Source organism: Bacillus sp. V3B, from assembly GCF_024494465.1.
Taxonomy (GTDB): domain Bacteria; phylum Bacillota; class Bacilli; order Bacillales; family Cytobacillaceae; genus Bacillus_BD.
In genome coordinates this window covers 1-17,343 of sequence record NZ_JAETXM010000042.1, presented here as the reverse complement: position 1 = coordinate 17,343, position 17,343 = coordinate 1, and the positions used below count along the sequence as shown (strand labels likewise).

The window sequence follows — 17,343 nt, the reverse complement described above, 5'->3', positions numbered from 1 at the left end:
CTTTACTTCAACAAAGAAAGGCGAATACCTTGTTCTGCATTCGCCCCCCATAAGTTCAATAAGAGATTATCCATTATTCTATTTAATTTCGCTTTAATCAAATTTAAAATAATTCCTTTTTAACAACCTCGGTTTTCTCATTAATTCATCAAATGTTAATGAGTTTTCTAGAACTTTAGTGTTGATTAAAAGAAGCTGTTCTTCAATTTGCTCGATAATTTCTTCTTCTTGATAGGACATTCCACAGTCATAACAACTCGTACAAGGAGTCTCTCTAATTTCAATTGCTTTTGTACCATCAGGTAACTCCCAAAAGACCGAAACCGCTTTTTTCTTGATATTTTCAGAGGAACACCATTCGCAGCCCATGTTTATTTCCCCTCTCCAGCATCTTCTTGATGTTGTTTTTTCTGTTGTGCCACATATTTTTTGTTCTTTAACTCATCCCGTTTTTCACGTTTATCCTTTAAGGAAGTATGTGCTGGATTTTCCTCATATTTATGCCTTCTTTCCAAGCGTTGCAGTTTTTCTGGGACGAGATTGAATTGGCTTTCATTCATAACGGCAGCTATGCCGACATTAGATTTATATTTCTCGTAATCAGGATAGACCCCTTTAAAATATTCCTCCGCCTTGCCAGGAACATAGTTTTCAGGCTCTGGATAGGAAGTGATGACCCCTTCAAAATTTCTAAGGACAACCTTATCGGCACTTTGCGAAATTAAATAATTGGGCTGAAGAGCAATTTTCCCACCGCCACCTGGGCTATCGATCACGAAGGTAGGTACAGCATATCCGCTTGTATGACCGCGCAATCCTTCAATGATTTCAAGTCCTTTTGAAACTGGCGCACGGAAATGGCTGATTCCTTCAGACAAATCACATTGATAAATATAATAGGGCCGTACTCGAATTTTCACAAGATCATGCATCAATTTTTTCATGATCGAAACACTGTCATTAATTCCTGCCAAAATCACCGATTGGTTTCCGACTGGTACACCTGCATTTGCTAGCATTTCACATGCTCTCTTCGATTCCTCCGTAATTTCAATCGAGGTATTAAAGTGGGTATTAAGCCAAACAGGATGGTACTTCTTTAATATCTGACAAAGGTTTTCTGTAATTCGTTGTGGGAATACAACAGGTGCTCTTGTGCCAATCCGGATGATTTCAACATGGTCAACGACACGAAGTTTTTTTAAAATATATTCTAGAATTTGATCATTAATAAGAAGTCCGTCACCACCAGAGATCAGAACATCACGAACCATTGGGGTTGAACGGATATAGTCGATGGCTGCATCCAATTGCTTTTTCGGAACCCCCATGCCAATTTGACCTGAAAAACGGCGTCGCGTACAATAGCGGCAATACATGGAGCATTGATTCGTTACTAAAAAAAGGACTCTATCCGGATAACGGTGTGTTAATCCTGGAACAGGTGAATCTTCATCTTCATAAAGAGGGTCTTCCAAATCATACTTGGTTTTATAAATTTCGTTTGAAACTGGAACAGATTGCATTCTGATCGGGCAGCGAGGATCATCTAGATTCATCAATGAAGCGTAGTAGGGGGTAATATTTAATGGGATTGTTTTAGTAGAAATACGGACACCTTCTTCTTCATCAGGAGTCAAATGGACCACTTTTTTCAAATCATCAAGTGTTCGAATTGTGTTAGTCAGTTGCCAAATCCAGTCATTCCATTGCTCATCTGTTACATCCTTCCAAAGTTCGATATCCTTCCAATGACGGTCGGGTTTATATAAAAACGGCTTCACGGAATTTCCTCCTCATAAATATAGTAGAATTAAATCACACATTCGACACTATATCATATGGGTAACCACTCATAACGTACTAAAAATTAAACTTTAGATAAAGAAGGCTTCCATCAGTAGGGATTTTCTTTATCCCCACTGATGATTAGCCAAGCAGAGCCTGATTGAGTTTTCTAAGGGCTTAAATAAAACCTTAAAAAATTTCTTACTACACTTATTGGATCTTTACGGACAGTTGATTCCTCCCCATCAAGTCTTTAGATAGCGGGCTTACTGCTCGTTAAGATAGGACAAATCCTTCACCCACATATTCATGTTCTCAAGCTTGTCAAAAATATAACAGTTATTCATCAATCTCCCCCGGTATTCATAGCCAAGTTGATGAAGAACAGCATTCATCCCAAACGATTGTGCCCTCGCAATGGAATACGCACAATAGATCCTATTTTTCTTTAATTCTCCTGCTAACTTTTCCAGAACATGCTTCATTAATCCATACTTGCGATAGGATAGTAATGTGGCACAATCGGTTAGTTCTGCATTATGATAACGATCGTTCACTTCTGCTGATGCTGCACTGACAATATTATCCTCATGAATAAACCCATAGTAGATTGTTCCTCGTTCCATCGTTTCTCGAATATACTCTGGATCATGAAGCGGTGTCGGATAAATTTGAAACACTTCTTGATAAAGCTGTACTAAAGGCTTTGCATCCTTTTTATAAAGTTTTTTTAGTTCATAACCAGTAGGAATGACTTTTTTAGCTTGGTTTCGTGCTAATTTACTCACACTCTTTATTGTTCTATCCTCAATGATCCAATGTGCATTCTGTTTTCTTTCCATACTGGAAAATTTCGTAAAGTAGTAAGCATCAGAACCATTAAAAAAATGATCAACCACTGCCTCGCATTGAAAAGCCTTTTCTAGTAGACTAGTATAATGTTCTCTTCTCCCTATAATAATCATTTTTTCAGACTTTAGATGAACCGCCAATTCCTCCACTTTTTCAACCACCTGACTAACATCACCTCGATAGTCATCGACACGTAAGCGTTTATTATAAGGGTCAATAAAAAGATCCATTTGAAAGTGTTCTCCTGTTATCCTCTGAACATGCTCAACTTCACTCACGTTCATCTCCCTCTCTATTAAAATAAGACTGCCCCACTTTCTTCCTGAGTCAGCCTTTTATGTTTACGCACCCTATTTATATCAATTTTAATCGAAAAATTGATATATAATGATTTCCAATTGTAAATCCGCCTTTTTCTCCGATAAAGACTTTTTTTGCTTTTAAACCAATAATTGCTGTCAGCATATTGATGCCCTGATGATCTCCTCTCTTACGCTTCTACACCGCACCAATCTAAAAGTGTGCTCGCAATAATTTCTGCTGTCTCAAATACATCTTCTAATACAATATGCTCATTCGTATCATGAGCAACCTCCGTAATCCCTGGACCAAAGACAACTACTGGCGTGTCTCCAATAGTCGATAGTATCCCTCCATCCGTCCCCCATGGTGAAGCTTCAATAATCGGTTCCTTTCCTGTTGTCTTTTGAAAAGAATGGGAAACACTTTCAATTAACGAGTGCTTATTATCCAAGTTTCCTGGTAACCAAGTTCCACCAAACCATTCGATCGTAGGCGGATATTCCTTAAACCAATGATCCTTCTCTCCTAATCTAGCTAAATAAACATTCATTTCGTTTTTTGCAGCCTCCAATGTTTCATCTGGCGCGACTCCCATTCGTCCCTCGATCACAGCTATATCAGGAACAGAGGAGGGCCATTGGCCGCTATGGATTACTCCAATATTAATCGGAATAGGGATCGGAATTCCTGCATACAATGGATCTGTCACACGCTGATTACGTTCTTGTTCTAATAATTGTAGTTGACTAATCAAGAGCATCATTTTTTCAATAGCACTCACTCCTTCATACCTTGTACCTCCATGTGCAGAGCGACCTTTTACTTTAATGCGAAACCACATCGATCCTTGTTGCTTCGGAAACAACTTCATATTTGTTGGCTCAGGAATGATAGCCCCATCTGCTTTGTACCCTCGTAAAACAGCCGCAAGCGTTCCAGCTCCACCACTCTCTTCTTCGATTACACTTTGAAAAATGACATCACCTTTAAGCGTTATGCCACTACTTTTAATAGCTTCAATGGCCAAAAGGAGGGCAACTGTTCCACCCTTCATATCAGTTGACCCGCGTCCATAAAGCCGTCCATCTTGAACCAAACCACTATATGGATCATGCTCCCATTCATCTAAATCCCCTTCAGGAACTACATCAATATGACCATTTAAAATGATGGATCTTCCTCCACCTGCTCCCTTCCAAATCCCCACAACATTTGGGTTTCCCCGAAAATCTTTCCGATCACTACAAAAAAACGAGTGGTTTATCAGTTCTGTGCCACCAATTTCCCAAATATCAAGTTTCAGACCGATTTCGCGTAATTTTTCAACGATAATCGCCTGTGACTTACTTTCATCTCCGCGTACACTCCGTTCCTGAACAAGCCGTTGTAAAAGCTTGATCCCTTTTACCCGATTATGAGATAACCATATTTTGATTCTATCCTCTATCTTCTCCATCGGCTTTCCCCCTTCACCCTGTATGAAGAAATAGTCATAATTTCTTGTACTCCCAAATTAACGATTATCCCCCTCGTTCTTTTTATTTCATGCGAATCATTTTCACACCTTCATGAAGCGTAAATGAACAACCTGTCACTCTTCTAATCTCATCAATCGTGAAACCTTCACTATATTCATAGAGAACAAGCCCTTTCGTTTCAACTTGAAAAACAGCCATTTCAGTGATGATCATATCGACACAACGAGCTGAAGTTAGAGGCAATGTACAGTTTTGTAAAATTTTTTCTCTTCCTTTTTGATCCGTATGACTCATAAGAACGATCACTTTTCGAGCCTTTTGGGCCAACTCCATAGCTCCTCCCATACCCGGCACTTTTTTCCCTGGTACAATCCAATTGGCAAGATCTCCTTTTTCACTAACTTGTAAAGCACCTAGAATGGTTATATCAACTCTTCCCCGACGAATCATACCAAAAGCTACAGCACTATCGCAATACGAAGCTCCTTCCACGACCGTAACAGGAAATCCACCAGCATTACATATATTTTCATCTTCTTCACCTATCCTAGGACTAGGACCCATTCCAACAATCCCATTCTCCGCATGAAACATCACTTGAATATTCTTTTCAAGATGATTCAGAACGAGAGAGGGGATTCCAATACCTAAATTCACGACCATGCCTGTTTTGATTTCTGAAGCAGCCCTTTTAGCAATCTGATTTCGAACTTTTATTCCCATACCCATTTCCAGTTCACCCCCCCAGACTGAACCAAAAAATCTACAAATACACCCGAAGTGATAATTTCATCCGGATGCAGGTTTCCAAGTGGTACTATTTCCTCTACCTCTGCAATCGTTACATCACCTGCCATTGCCACAAGTGGATTTGTATTCCGAGCACTTTTATCAAATAATAAGTTACCATAAGGATCTGCTTTTTTCGCATAGACAATCGACACATCTGCTGTCAGTGCTGTTTCAACTAAATATGTTTTCCCCTCTATCATACAAGTTTGCTTATTTTCTGCCACCATTCTATTATCCATTCCAACATCTGTTAGAATGGCCGCAATTCCTACTCCACCTGCCCGAATACGCTCAACTAACGTTCCTTGTGGAGAAAATTCAACAAAAATCTTGCCATCCATCATTAATTTTCCAGCAATTGGATTTGACCCAATATGAGAGACAATTAGCCTATTTACCCTTCCCTCATTAACCAGCTTCCCAATCCCAATATGCGGAAACCCAGCGTCATTTCCAATTAACGTTAACTCACGTAAACCTTTTTTAATCATGGCGTCAATGATGGTCGGTGGTGATCCTACCCCTCCAAACCCCCCAAACATGACCGTCATCCTATTTTGCAAATTCTCCATGACTTGATCGACGGTCTTTATTTTTCCAAAAGGGTTATCCATCAGTTGGCTGAACCTCCTTTATGACTGATTTCATTTATTTCTTGAAAAGTTTTCGCGAGTTTTATCAATAATCGATCGATTTCTTCTATAGAAATAGTTAGTGGAGGTGAAATAATAATCGAATCTCCATTTATTCCATCTATTCCAGCCCCTGCAGGATATAAAAGTAATCCATTTTTCGCCGCTGCTTTAATGATCTTTTGTGTAAAGGCTTCTATTCGCAGAAACGGTTCTTTCGTGTTTTGATTTTTGACAAATTCAATCCCGATTAATAAGCCCTGACCCCGTACATCCCCTATAAAGGGAAACTGTTGCTGTAACTGTCGAAGCCCACTAAATAGATACCGACTTTTCACTAGGACATCTTTCATAATATTATTTTGTTCCAAATACTGGATAACAGCAAGGGAAACTGCACAGCTTTGCGGATTTGCACTTAAGGTGTGTCCACTCATAACGATCTTGGAACCATTTAGAATCGACTCCATCACACGGTCACTGACAAGTGTTGCGGCAATGGGTGCATAGCCGGCACCCATTCCTTTTCCAAGGGCAACGATATCTGGGATCACATCCCAATGCTCACAGCTAAGCATCTTTCCCGTCCGTCCGAAACCCGTCATGACCTCATCTGCAATAAATAAAATATTATGACGCATACAAATATCTACTATCTTTTTATAATAGTCTGGTGGCGGTGTAATCGCCGCACCCGCAGCCCCTATCACCGGTTCTGCAATAAAAGCAGCAATATGTTCTGCCCCGATTCTTTGGATGGCAGTTTCCAATTCTTTGGCACACAGATAATCACATTCAGGGGCCTTTTTGTTATATGGACAGCGATAGCAATAGGGAGGATGGATAGTAGGAAAATCTTCAAGGAGTGGAACAAAGCGTGCTCTTCTACTAGCGTGACCCGACATCGATAAAGCGCCGAGCGTAATCCCATGATAGCTAACCCAACGCGATAAAATTTTGTTTTTCGTCTTTATACCTTTTTCCTGCCAGTGTTGAATGGCGACTTTCATCGCCGTTTCTGTTGCTTCAGACCCACTATTAACAAAGAAACTCCAGTTTAAGTCTCCGCCAGCAAGCTTGGCGATACTTTCTGCTAACTGTTCCGCTGGTTCGCTTGTAAACTGGGATCGATAAACGAATGAAACTTTGTCAGCCTGCTTTTTCATCGCTTCTATAATGTCTTTAACACCATGACCAATATTAGCTGTCACAGCTCCAGAAGATGCATCCAAATACTCCTTTCCTTCTACATCATATAAATAAACACCTTTCCCATAATCGATAATCGGATAATCCTCATCCAACATTGGTTTAATTAAATACGATCGCTTCATCCTCTCACCCCATGTTTTCATCTATAGAAAACATTTACTCACACAATCTAGATCATTAATTAAGTATATGTATAAAAAGGAGGAATCTTTCTTATATTCTTTCATTAGTAAAAAAAGAAAGTGTATTCATCCCTTTTTTTCAGGTACCCAAAATTAGAAACAACAATAGTCCTATCTATGATGGGATAGGACTTCTACTTTATTCTAACTATTCGTTCATAGACATCATGCAGCGTTAAACAGCCTAATTCTTGAACCTTCTGGATATAGATACTCCACAGTTCAGCGGTTAACTTAGCATCTCCTAGTGCATGATGGCGGTCTACAATTGAGATGTTATGATGCTCACAAAATTCTTCTAATCTAATAAATTTTACATCAGGTTCTGCAATTCGATAGAGGAAAGAAGTATCAACAATACGATACTTAAATGGAGTGCGAAAAAGCTTCCAGTTAGCACTTTGCAAAAAACTTTTTTCATGATTAGCGTGGTGTGCTACAAGTGTGGAATTTTGGACAAAACCAAAAAATTGGATCAGAACATCCGAAAGAGGTGGTGCATCTTTCAATTGCTCATTTGTGATCCCTGTTAAATTCACAATAGTCGATGGGAGCTCCTTTTCATAACGAACGAGGGAATAGAACGACTGCTCAGCTAGCTTTTTTCCTCCAATTAATTTAATCGCTCCAATGGAGATAATTTCATGACCTTGCTCAGGAAAAAAACCGGTTGTTTCTATATCAAACACCACTACATCCAATTGTTGTAACGGAACATGTAGGGCTCCATCCTGCTTCATTTCTTTCTGCAATTGTCTGACATAAGCGATTTGTTTCGCATCTTGCCCCCCGTGCGCATTCCCAAGTCCACCATTATTTAATTTTCCTTGAATCCCTCTCATAAACTGAAAAAATGGTTCAAATGCCATCATTAACACCCTGTTTCAATGAGTTTCGTAACAAATTGATGAAGCCTTTTCCCCTCTTTAAGAATTCTCTTCAACTCTCTTTTCTCCGACCTATTTAAGTTTTTTACTTTTAAAAAATGTGTGTCTTCGTAAGAGTTAACTTTTTCTAATAAAAGACGGTAACCTAATAAAATATAAAAATTAGCTGTACACATTTTCAACACTTTACTATATCCCTTTACTTGTGACAAGATTTTGAGTCGATCGAGAGTAGACGTCTCACTTAATCCTTCCTTTATAGCTAAGATCCGAATCGCATTGACATACGGAATAAAGGCAGAATATTTGAGATTAATCGAGCCTCGATGTTTTCCATGTTCTTCTACAATAAATTGACCAATAGGACCTATTGAATTTTTCACATACATTACACTTTCCATTAAACGCTTAATAAGAACTGGGTGTTCTTGTTGGAAATCATATATAAAGGACTTTAGTGACTTTACATAATCATCTGCCCCCTTTAAACATCTAGCATCATAAAAGATCTGTAAATTCCGGATAGACTCTAAGCTTCTCTTTTCCATCCATGCAAGCAGTTGTCCCTTCCATCCATCGATTGACTTACACCAAAGAGGGTTTGAACTCATGATATTTCCGTGACAATATGGATATCCAACCACCTCTAATCCATATGAAATTTCCTTACCCAGTTCTAAAAAATATCTTTCGTTTTCCTTATTTGGTATTTCAAAGATTATTCCATGATCTTGATCACTAATGAGGCCTTGTTCAAATCTGCCTCCACTCCCCGTAATAAACCAACAATAACGGCAAGGGGGAACCCCTTTATTTAATCGGATAATGGAGAGTTCAAACACTTTATCCATAACAGCATCATGAAATTGATTCAATGAAAAAGTATCGACTAGATATTCAGAAATATGTTGTTCCTTCCATTCTCTTATCGAATCATAAGAATTAAACTCATTTGACACCATAACACTTCCTTAATAAGAAAAGCGCAAGCGCCTTGCCCACCCCCGACAAGCACAAGATGAGTCTCATGGAAAGGTGTTCTTTACCTTTTTTGGGAGGACTGACTTGTGACCTCGAGAGGGGTAGGTCGCTTGCGCTAGACCGTTCTCTATGTTCAGAAAAGATATAAATTCTGATATTAATGAAAAAACAAAAGCCTCCTTTAGAGAGGCCTTTGCTTATGAATTTAACTTTGTTTCGCTTGCAGAAAATTGTTCTGGATATCCATAGCTTCCGTGCTCACTCATATCCAATCCCATAATTTCTTCTTCTTCTGTTACACGTATTCCATTCATAACTTTCTTTAGGACAGCTAGAATAATGAAAGATACGATGAATGCGAAGGCACCACATGCAATGACTCCCATCAATTGTACACCCAATTGTCCAAATCCACCACCGTAGAATAATCCTGCTTGACCGCCAACTGAAGCTGCAAGTTCTGGTGTAGCAAAGAAACCTGTTGATAAGGTTCCCCATACCCCTGCTGCCCCATGGACAGATAAAGCATAGATCGGATCATCAATTCTTTTCTTTTCAAAAAATCTTACACTATAGAATACAAGAATTCCTGCAATAAAACCGATGACAACAGACGCCCATGTATCAACGAACGCACATGATGCTGTGATCGCAACAAGCCCTGCTAATGCACCGTTTAATATAGTTGGAATATCTGATTTCCCTAGTACCATCCAAGAAATTAATGTAGCTGCAACTGCACCCGCCGCTGCTGCAAGAGTTGTATTTAAAGCAACAAACCCAAAGAAAGCATCATCAACTGCAACTGTACTACCTGCGTTAAATCCAAACCAACCAACCCATAAGATTAATACACCTAAAGCTGTATACACTTGATTATGTCCTGCAAGATTGTTCGATGAACCATCTTGATTAAATTTCCCGATTCTCGGTTTCAATAAAATTGTTGCCGCTAAAGCTGCCATAGCACCTGTTAAGTGAACAACGGTTGAACCTGCAAAGTCTTGTTTCCCATGATCTGCTAACCAACCACCGCCCCAAATCCAGTGAGCTACAACCGGATAAACAATAATTCCGAATAAGATCGTAAAAATAACATATACTGGAAATTTAGCTCGTTCAGCAAATCCTCCTAATGCAATCGTAACTGCAATTCCTGCAAAAGCTAATTGGAAAACAAAGAATGCAGCTGTTGAAAGACTCTCGCCTTCAATTTGCTCTCCTGAGTAAAAGAAATCAGTCATCCCAACAAAGAAATTCGCGTTATCACCGAAAGTAAATCCATAACCAAATGCCCAGTAAACTAATGAAGCAAGACCGAATGTGAAAATAGTCTTACCAGCAATATGCCCCGCATTTTTCATTCTAGTTGAACCAGCTTCGAGTAATATAAATCCACCAATCATAAAAATAACTAAAATTGCACCAAACATAACCCAAAGACTATTCATTAAAAATATTGGATCCATATTCATTCTCCCCTTTTTTATTTAAGTTATATAAAATAACTTTATAATGTTAGGTTATATAACATATATTTGATATCTCTTATTCTATTTGAATCATCTCCTCTTGTCAATACTTTCTGAAAAGTAAATGTAAGGAAAAGTGACATAGATAAATTTACTACAAGATCACTATTTATCTCCTTAAAAGGTTTTTATCACTTTTCATTATTTTCTTTATTAATTTTAGATCCCCGGAATTGTAACGCTCCATTAGAAATCCCTTGTCATTATCTTTCTATACCTTTATACCTTTTTGCTACAGTCAAAAAGGTTACTTTTTTCATAGACTTTTTTTAATGATATTAATTTTCAGATAAAAAAAGACCGACCTAAATAGGATAGTCCTTTTGGCTTATGCAATATCATAAACGATTTTCTTATACTATTAATGATGCTTTTTTAATAGACCCTTTTGCTTTTTCAATAATATCTCGAGCAACCCATACACCACATGCCCCAACTTGAGCCAAACCACGGGTTATACCTGATTTCAATTGGACGCCCTCCGCACGCAAACCATTCTCATTTCGTTCTGTTACTAAACCTTCCACTTCCGTTTTATAGGACACATCAATCTTATCTGTTAAATATTCGTTTTATGAACAAATAAATAAATAACTGCCCGACTTGGACAGTTATAAACGGGAGAATCTTCTTTTATTTTCCGTAGCAGCTTGCACCAATAATAATTAATAAAATAAACAACACAACAATGAGGGCAAACCAATTTTGCCGTCCTACTCCAACGCCCCCTACTGCTGTTGGGTAACCATAACCATATCCTTGATAGCATGGGTCAAATCCACAAGTATCTCCGTAATGCATTCCCAATCACTCCTTTATAATCTAGGTCATTCTCTTTAATAACCTATTCACTAGGTGCTTGACCTGACTGTGTATCCGCCTATCATACAGTAGACTATTTATAAACAACTTTTACCGCATTACATTGGATAAAAGAATTGATTGCCAATTATATTTAACTTCGAAACATGAAAAAGGAGCGACAAATAGGCGTCACTCCTTTTTCATGTTTCTATTCTTCAAAAAGCTTAACATACTCCGCAAAGCCCGCTTCTTCAAGTTTTTCTTTTGGAATAAATTTAAGTGAAGCTGAATTGATACAATAGCGCAAACCCGTTGGTGCTGGGCCATCATTAAATACATGGCCCAGATGTGAGTCAGCACTTTTACTTCTTACCTCTGTTCGAACCATAAAATGACTACGATCACTTTTTTCAACCATTTCTTCCTCTGTTAATGGCTTTATAAAACTTGGCCAACCACAACCAGCATCAAACTTATCCTTAGAGCTAAATAACGGTTTGCCCGATACAATATCTACATAGATTCCTTCACGAAAGTCGTCCCAATATTCATTCCGAAATGGCGGCTCTGTCCCGCTATTTTGCGTAACTTCGTATTGAATCGGTGTTAATTTTTTTTGTAAATCATCCTTATTCACCATAATTATTCCCCCAATGTTGTTCGATAAAGGCTTTTCTTCCTGAACCGAGTTGATATCGTCCATAATGATCCGGGTTTTTCTTGTAATAATGCTGATGATAATCTTCCGCAGAATAAAATGGCTTCGCAGGAAGAATCGCCGTTGCAATCGGCTTTGAAAATTTCCCACTCATTTCTAATTGTTTCTTGGACTCCTCAGCAGCCAACCTTTGTTTTTCATTATGATAAAAAATAGCTGTTTGATACGATTGACCACGATCATAAAACTGACCCCCTGCATCTGTCGGATCAATCTGCTGCCAATAAACCGAAAGCAATCGTTCATAGGTAAACACTGTTGGATCAAACGTAATTTGCACGGCTTCGTAATGACCAGTCATCTCAGAACACACTTCTTGATAGGTCGGATTTTCCTTTGTTCCCCCTGTATAGCCAGATACAATTTTGATGATACCTGGTTGTTCATCAAATGGTTTAACCATACACCAAAAACACCCGCCGGCAAAAGTCGCTAATTCATAATTGGTTTCTAGCATAAAAAAACACGCCCCTTTATAGATCCTATTTTTCTCTTTTCTACCTGTTCATACTTAGAATTCGATAGACTGTTTCAAAAAAATGATTATTCAACTAAATGCCCTTTAATCCATTGGTAGTTGTAAAGAAAATATAATCTGATCATTTTTTAAATTAAATTCATCCACCCTAACCTTTGAATCACTTTTCAATTTCAAATCTTGTAGTGACACATATACTTTTTCTTCATTCGGCTGGATCGTTACCCATTCTGGAAGTGAATAGTTGTTCTGAACAAGTTTCAACACAATTGGAACTGGCAGGTTCCATTGCCCAACGGAAATATTTTTCTGGCGCAATTCTAAATCACCATTTTCAAGGGCGTATGGTTCAAAAGTCAATTTCACATCTACATTGCTGCTGAAAACAGGTAAGGTGCCATACAATTCCACTTCATCTGTCAAAAGTACTTCATAATCAAATCCCACAGAAAATTCCTCTTCTAAATAATGGTCAATCACACGATTAAGATCTTGTTTGTTTGTTTTTATTTGAAAGAACACATCGTTCTGAACCGTATTTTGCTTTGGAATTTTTGTTTCTTCACTTGGACTCTTTAGCATGATAGCCAAAAAAACAAACAAAAATAATAAAACGGCTGTATTGATTCCTAAGAGAAGAAAAAATAATCTTTTCCAATGATGTTTCTTCAATCGGCTTCCTCCTGTTTTTGGACAATCCATTTTTGTTCTACAAGGCGGTCAATCGCATCTTCAGATAGTTCCTCAAATACTTCTTCTGCAATTAATTCATACCCTCTATTATTTGGATGAAAATAATCGGTGTATAATAATTCTTCTTCCTCGTTTTCAAATACATTTATAATATCAACAAAATACGTATTGGAATATTGCGATAGGATTGCTTGACTTGCTTCATTCCATTCATTCACTATTTCATTCATCTCTTTAATTTCAGGAAACCATTTATGAAATGGGTTATATAAACCTACAAGGACAATATGCCCTGTTTCATTTTCCTGCTTAATGATATCTATCGTTAAGTTTAAATTGCGTTCGAATAGCTTCTTTTGTTCGTCAAAATCTGTTTTCTCTAGGCTTGCAATATTTTCACGAACAACTTTCATCATATCGTTTCCACCAATTGTTACAATGACCATATCTGCATCACGAATCGCTGTTTTTACCTCATCTGTTTGCACTTTCTTTAACAGTTGATCTGAGCGATTCCCTTTGACACCAAAATTATAAAAGGTTGTTTGATTAATGTCTTTTTGATCTTCTAGCAATATTTGTAAATAAGGGAGATAGCCACCATTTTGTGTTGTGTCTCCAACCCCTTCCGTTAATGAATCACCTGCCGCTACAATCGTCAAATCCTGTGGAGTAAGCGTTACCGGTGCCGGTTCTTTCAAAGTTAAACTTGTTGCCTTTTCAGAATGATTTTCTCCCTTTATTATCAAGTACAACCCAATACATGATATCAATAAGAGTATGGCAAGAAACAGAAAGATGAATATTTTTTTCATCCTATCACCCGCCTTCTTGAAGTACTTTCATTATAACACGCCAGTAGGATTCAACTATAATAATATGAAATAGATTAGCTTTCCCTGCTTTTATTATATTTTGAAACAGAAAGGTATTTTCAATTAATAAATCCTAAAAAAACAAAAAAATAGACCTTCATGGCCTATTGTAAACTCTTAATATCTTCAATCAGTTCATCCATCGGAATATCAACCAATCCCGTATAATCCTTCATGACCTTTCCTTCCTTATCGATTAAATAAAAACTTGTCCCATGTAGCACCTGATCTCCTGCTTCTGGTTTTATCGCCACCGTTGTAAATACTTCCATAGCAAAATCCGCTATATATTCTGGTGTATAACCTGTAAGAAAATGCCAATTACTGAAGTCCACACTAAACTTTTCAGCGAAATCAGTTAATACTTCGGGTGTATCAACGGCAGGGTCCACACTAAAAGAGACAAACTGAATATTTTCTATCCCTGCTTTTTTTACTTCATCTTGTAATGTTTTCATATTTGCCGTCATCGGTAGGCATACATCCTCACAATTCGTAAAGATAAAATTAGCAACCCACACCTTTCCCTCTAAATCCCTTAACCCAAACGGTTCTCCGTTTTGATCTGTATGCGTGAAGTCCGGTACCTGCCAATTATGAGGATTTTTAATTCCGTTTACCCCGGATGCCTCTTCCTTTTGATCTGCATGCGTAAAGTCCGTTACCTGCAAATTATCGGGGTTTTTAATTTCATTTACCCCACAAGCAGATAGAAAAAGAATCATAACCATGAACAATAAAAACACTCGAAAATTCACACTGTTACCTCCATTTGCACAATTCGTAATTATCATTATTGTAGCAAAATTTAATACAAGAAGAAAGAAAAAGGATTACTTACTCACAATCAAATCATTCAACCTATAGAATTTATTCCCAACGTGGAACATAAATCTTAAAGGTGGTCCCAATACCCTTTTCACTGGTTACCTCAATTCTTCCTTTCATTCTTTCAATAATCTGATAACAGACAGCTAACCCCATACCCGTTCCCTTTTCTTTTAAAGAATAAAAAGCTGTACCGAGCCGTTTCATCTCTTCTTCCGTCATTCCGATCCCCGTATCACTTATTTCAAAAACACCATACTTCCCCTTTTGATAAAGGCTAAAATGCAATTGTCCCCCATCTTTCATTGCCTCAATCCCATTCTTTAACATATTAATTAGCACTTGCTGAAGTTCGCTTTTATTTCCTTTGATTGCAACTTCCTCTAAAACAGGTGTTTCCATCGCAATATTTTTTGACATCATAGCATATGAATTCATTAAATCCATTGCTTTTTCTGCTAATTCTCTTCCTGCAATACTTTCTGTCTGCTCCATATCAGGCTTTGCCAATGAAAGATAGTCATTAATAATGATCTCCGCACGATCCATTTCCTCAATCATCAACCGTATATACATCCGCTCTTCTTCACTCATCTGTTCCTTCGCAAGGAAAATTTGTAAGAATCCCTTTACAACCGTCATAGGATTTCGAATCTCATGTGCAACAGATGCTGCAAGCTGCCCAATCGCATTCATTTTCTCTGCCCTCTGCAGCTCGCGGAATAATTTCGATTTCTCTATCATATTATCCACTTCATCAAACACTTCTTCTAAATTATTCAACATGATATTTTGAGGCTGTGAACTCAACTTTTCGGAAGTGTTTTTTAGCTTTTCAATAAGAATAGACAACTGTTGGGTCATTAAATTAAACCGATCACATAACAATCTAAGTTCTGAATGATCCTGCACATTTAAACTCACATCAAAGTTTCCTTTACTTACTTCATCAAACCCATTAATTAATTCATTTACAGGCTCCATAATCCTGATTAGACCTTTGTTTACAATGTAGTAAATACAAGGCGCTATGATCAGAAATAATGAAACTAAAATGAATGCATATTTCTTTTGAACTGCTACGATAGAATCAGCATGAATATCAACTCCAAACAATGCGATCATTTCACCTTTGTCATTTTGTATAGGAGAAAATGCCGTAATCCAAGTACCATTAGAATCATGGTATACCTCACTATGTGCCAATTGTTTGGAATGTAAAGCTTCATGGAAACCTTTCATCCATTCTTCGTTTTTCTTATAACTAGATAAAGAAAGCCACTCTTTAGTGGGCTCTGTTTGATCAGACGCAACCATGAAGATTTCACCTTCATCCATCTGCTTGCCTTCAACAATAAAGCTATTTAAATGAATCGTGTTTTTTTCATTTAAAATAGACAGACTTGTTTTTAGATTAGATAAATGAGGGTCACTTTCATTTTTTGTATCTATTACAGATTCTACATCTTCATAATTGATCGTTGTAGCCCATATGGCAGCTGTATCTAGTGCATGGTCTGACAGAAGATCTTTCATTTGCTTAGACTGCAAATAATAGCTAAATATCACTGTAATAGTTATAATCATAAACGTAATTAAAAATGATAAAAGTAAAATCTTCTTAAACAGAGGTATATTTTTGAAATAGCCTGTCATAAACCAATCCCCAATTCCTTTACAAATCTCTATAAATAAGTGGCTTATAGAAACAAGCCATAACCAATCCATTGTTAATATTTTTTAAACACTTTTACCTTCTTCGACAATCTTTGATGTAAACCCTTCTTAAAAAGGGTCCTTTTTTAAAATTATTACTATTGATTTATTTTAAGAAAACTACATTTTATTGTTGAGAAACTATTACTCTATTGTTTTTTAATTCTCAAGCTTTAGAATTAAAAAACAAAAAACCACCTAAAGTTTCCAAGTGGTTTCTCCCTTGTATTTATTCAAAATAATACATAAATCCAATAGCACCTATACCTGTATGAGTACTTATAATAGGTGTTGTTTCTTCAATTTTAATTGATTCGTAACCCGTTCGTTCTTTAACCACTTCTTTAATTTTCAATGCGAGTTCATTTCCATCCGCATGGACAAGACCAACCCCTTTTATTACAGATTTTCCGAACGAGAAAGCCCATTATGGTGCGACAGCACCCCCTTTAGGGATGGGATGATAGTGAGGTCAAATGTGGAGTACCACTAAAAACCGTAAGATTTGTGGTACTTCAAGCATTTGAAAATATCACTATCTTTTTCATATCCATTTGTTGTAGTTTTTAATGTTAACTGATACAATAAAAGT

The 17,343-nt window shown here is 37.4% G+C and carries 18 protein-coding genes and 1 pseudogene; all 19 read right to left on the bottom strand.

Features of this window, described 5'->3' with window-relative positions; translation table 11 throughout:
• Positions 1-93: 93 nt before the first annotated feature.
• Entirely contained in the window at positions 94-369 is a 276-nt protein-coding gene (locus JMM81_RS21840) for a YokU family protein (protein WP_256243661.1), read from the bottom strand.
• Positions 370-371: 2 nt separating this feature from the next.
• Positions 372-1,784: a lysine 2,3-aminomutase gene (gene kamA, locus JMM81_RS21835; RefSeq protein ID WP_256243660.1), complete on the bottom strand. Its 1,413-nt coding sequence runs from the start codon at positions 1,782-1,784 to the stop codon at positions 372-374.
• A 270-nt stretch (positions 1,785-2,054) separates the two neighbouring features.
• Complete coding sequence (gene ablB / locus JMM81_RS21830; protein ID WP_256243659.1) at positions 2,055-2,918, bottom strand: putative beta-lysine N-acetyltransferase; 864 nt, start codon at positions 2,916-2,918, stop codon at positions 2,055-2,057.
• Between the two features lie 212 nt (positions 2,919-3,130).
• Complete coding sequence (locus JMM81_RS21825; protein WP_256243658.1) at positions 3,131-4,399, bottom strand: peptidase; 1,269 nt, start codon at positions 4,397-4,399, stop codon at positions 3,131-3,133.
• Positions 4,400-4,481: 82 nt separating this feature from the next.
• Entirely contained in the window at positions 4,482-5,150 is a 669-nt protein-coding gene (locus JMM81_RS21820; RefSeq protein WP_256243657.1) for a 3-oxoacid CoA-transferase subunit B, read from the bottom strand.
• Positions 5,135-5,827 (bottom strand): CoA transferase subunit A, encoded by a 693-nt coding sequence (locus JMM81_RS21815; protein WP_256243656.1) that lies wholly within the window; start codon positions 5,825-5,827, stop codon positions 5,135-5,137. Before JMM81_RS21815 ends, JMM81_RS21820 begins: the two co-directional genes overlap by 16 nt.
• Complete coding sequence (locus tag JMM81_RS21810; RefSeq protein ID WP_256243655.1) at positions 5,827-7,179, bottom strand: aspartate aminotransferase family protein; 1,353 nt, start codon at positions 7,177-7,179, stop codon at positions 5,827-5,829. The genes JMM81_RS21815 and JMM81_RS21810 overlap by 1 nt, the downstream gene beginning before the upstream one ends.
• A gap of 194 nt (positions 7,180-7,373) precedes the next feature.
• On the bottom strand, positions 7,374-8,111 hold the full coding sequence (locus JMM81_RS21805; RefSeq protein ID WP_309143516.1) for an exonuclease domain-containing protein: 738 nt from the start codon (positions 8,109-8,111) through the stop codon (positions 7,374-7,376).
• Entirely contained in the window at positions 8,111-9,088 is a 978-nt protein-coding gene (locus tag JMM81_RS21800) for a DUF294 nucleotidyltransferase-like domain-containing protein (RefSeq protein ID WP_256243654.1), read from the bottom strand. Before JMM81_RS21800 ends, JMM81_RS21805 begins: the two co-directional genes overlap by 1 nt.
• Positions 9,089-9,304: 216 nt before the next feature.
• The gene (locus tag JMM81_RS21795; protein ID WP_256243653.1) at positions 9,305-10,576 is read right to left on the bottom strand and encodes an ammonium transporter; all 1,272 of its coding nucleotides are present in this window, start codon (positions 10,574-10,576) and stop codon (positions 9,305-9,307) included.
• Between the two features lie 416 nt (positions 10,577-10,992).
• On the bottom strand, positions 10,993-11,184 hold the full coding sequence (locus JMM81_RS21790; protein ID WP_256243663.1) for a hypothetical protein: 192 nt from the start codon (positions 11,182-11,184) through the stop codon (positions 10,993-10,995).
• An 88-nt stretch (positions 11,185-11,272) separates the two neighbouring features.
• The gene (locus tag JMM81_RS21785) at positions 11,273-11,440 is read right to left on the bottom strand and encodes a YjcZ family sporulation protein (protein ID WP_256243651.1); all 168 of its coding nucleotides are present in this window, start codon (positions 11,438-11,440) and stop codon (positions 11,273-11,275) included.
• A 211-nt stretch (positions 11,441-11,651) separates the two neighbouring features.
• Positions 11,652-12,083, bottom strand: a complete 432-nt coding sequence (gene msrB, locus JMM81_RS21780) for a peptide-methionine (R)-S-oxide reductase MsrB (RefSeq protein WP_256243650.1) — start codon at positions 12,081-12,083, stop codon at positions 11,652-11,654.
• Positions 12,073-12,618, bottom strand: coding sequence for a peptide-methionine (S)-S-oxide reductase MsrA (gene msrA / locus JMM81_RS21775; protein WP_256243649.1), 546 nt, complete (start codon positions 12,616-12,618; stop codon positions 12,073-12,075). The genes msrB and msrA overlap by 11 nt, the downstream gene beginning before the upstream one ends.
• Positions 12,619-12,723: 105 nt before the next feature.
• A complete protein-coding gene (locus JMM81_RS21770) occupies positions 12,724-13,311 on the bottom strand; it encodes a YpmS family protein (protein WP_256243648.1) in 588 nt (195 codons plus the stop codon).
• A complete protein-coding gene (locus JMM81_RS21765; RefSeq protein ID WP_256243647.1) occupies positions 13,308-14,147 on the bottom strand; it encodes an SGNH/GDSL hydrolase family protein in 840 nt (279 codons plus the stop codon). Before JMM81_RS21765 ends, JMM81_RS21770 begins: the two co-directional genes overlap by 4 nt.
• Positions 14,148-14,311: 164 nt before the next feature.
• Positions 14,312-14,965 (bottom strand): SCO family protein, encoded by a 654-nt coding sequence (locus JMM81_RS21760; protein WP_256243646.1) that lies wholly within the window; start codon positions 14,963-14,965, stop codon positions 14,312-14,314.
• A 112-nt stretch (positions 14,966-15,077) separates the two neighbouring features.
• Positions 15,078-16,691, bottom strand: coding sequence for a sensor histidine kinase (locus JMM81_RS21755; RefSeq protein WP_256243645.1), 1,614 nt, complete (start codon positions 16,689-16,691; stop codon positions 15,078-15,080).
• Between the two features lie 289 nt (positions 16,692-16,980).
• Positions 16,981-17,151 (bottom strand): annotated as a pseudogene (locus JMM81_RS21750) (DegV family protein); the annotation flags it as partial.
• Positions 17,152-17,343 lie beyond the last annotated feature (192 nt).

Bases quoted from the DNA above. Each gene is read 5' to 3' on its own strand.
- JMM81_RS21840 (WP_256243661.1), bottom strand. From the start codon at position 369: ATGGGCTGCGAATGGTGTTCCTCTGAAAATATCAAGAAAAAAGCGGTT.
- JMM81_RS21825 (WP_256243658.1), bottom strand. From the start codon at position 4,399: ATGGAGAAGATAGAGGATAGAATCAAAATATGGTTATCTCATAATCGG.
- JMM81_RS21820 (WP_256243657.1), bottom strand. From the start codon at position 5,150: ATGGGTATGGGAATAAAAGTTCGAAATCAGATTGCTAAAAGGGCTGCT.
- JMM81_RS21815 (WP_256243656.1), bottom strand. From the start codon at position 5,827: ATGGATAACCCTTTTGGAAAAATAAAGACCGTCGATCAAGTCATGGAG.
- JMM81_RS21810 (WP_256243655.1), bottom strand. From the start codon at position 7,179: ATGAAGCGATCGTATTTAATTAAACCAATGTTGGATGAGGATTATCCG.
- JMM81_RS21805 (WP_309143516.1), bottom strand. From the start codon at position 8,111: ATGATGGCATTTGAACCATTTTTTCAGTTTATGAGAGGGATTCAAGGA.
- JMM81_RS21800 (WP_256243654.1), bottom strand. From the start codon at position 9,088: ATGGTGTCAAATGAGTTTAATTCTTATGATTCGATAAGAGAATGGAAG.
- JMM81_RS21795 (WP_256243653.1), bottom strand. From the start codon at position 10,576: ATGGATCCAATATTTTTAATGAATAGTCTTTGGGTTATGTTTGGTGCA.
- JMM81_RS21785 (WP_256243651.1), bottom strand. From the start codon at position 11,440: ATGCATTACGGAGATACTTGTGGATTTGACCCATGCTATCAAGGATAT.
- msrB (WP_256243650.1), bottom strand. From the start codon at position 12,083: ATGGTGAATAAGGATGATTTACAAAAAAAATTAACACCGATTCAATAC.
- msrA (WP_256243649.1), bottom strand. From the start codon at position 12,618: ATGCTAGAAACCAATTATGAATTAGCGACTTTTGCCGGCGGGTGTTTT.
- JMM81_RS21765 (WP_256243647.1), bottom strand. From the start codon at position 14,147: ATGAAAAAAATATTCATCTTTCTGTTTCTTGCCATACTCTTATTGATA.
- JMM81_RS21755 (WP_256243645.1), bottom strand. From the start codon at position 16,691: ATGACAGGCTATTTCAAAAATATACCTCTGTTTAAGAAGATTTTACTT.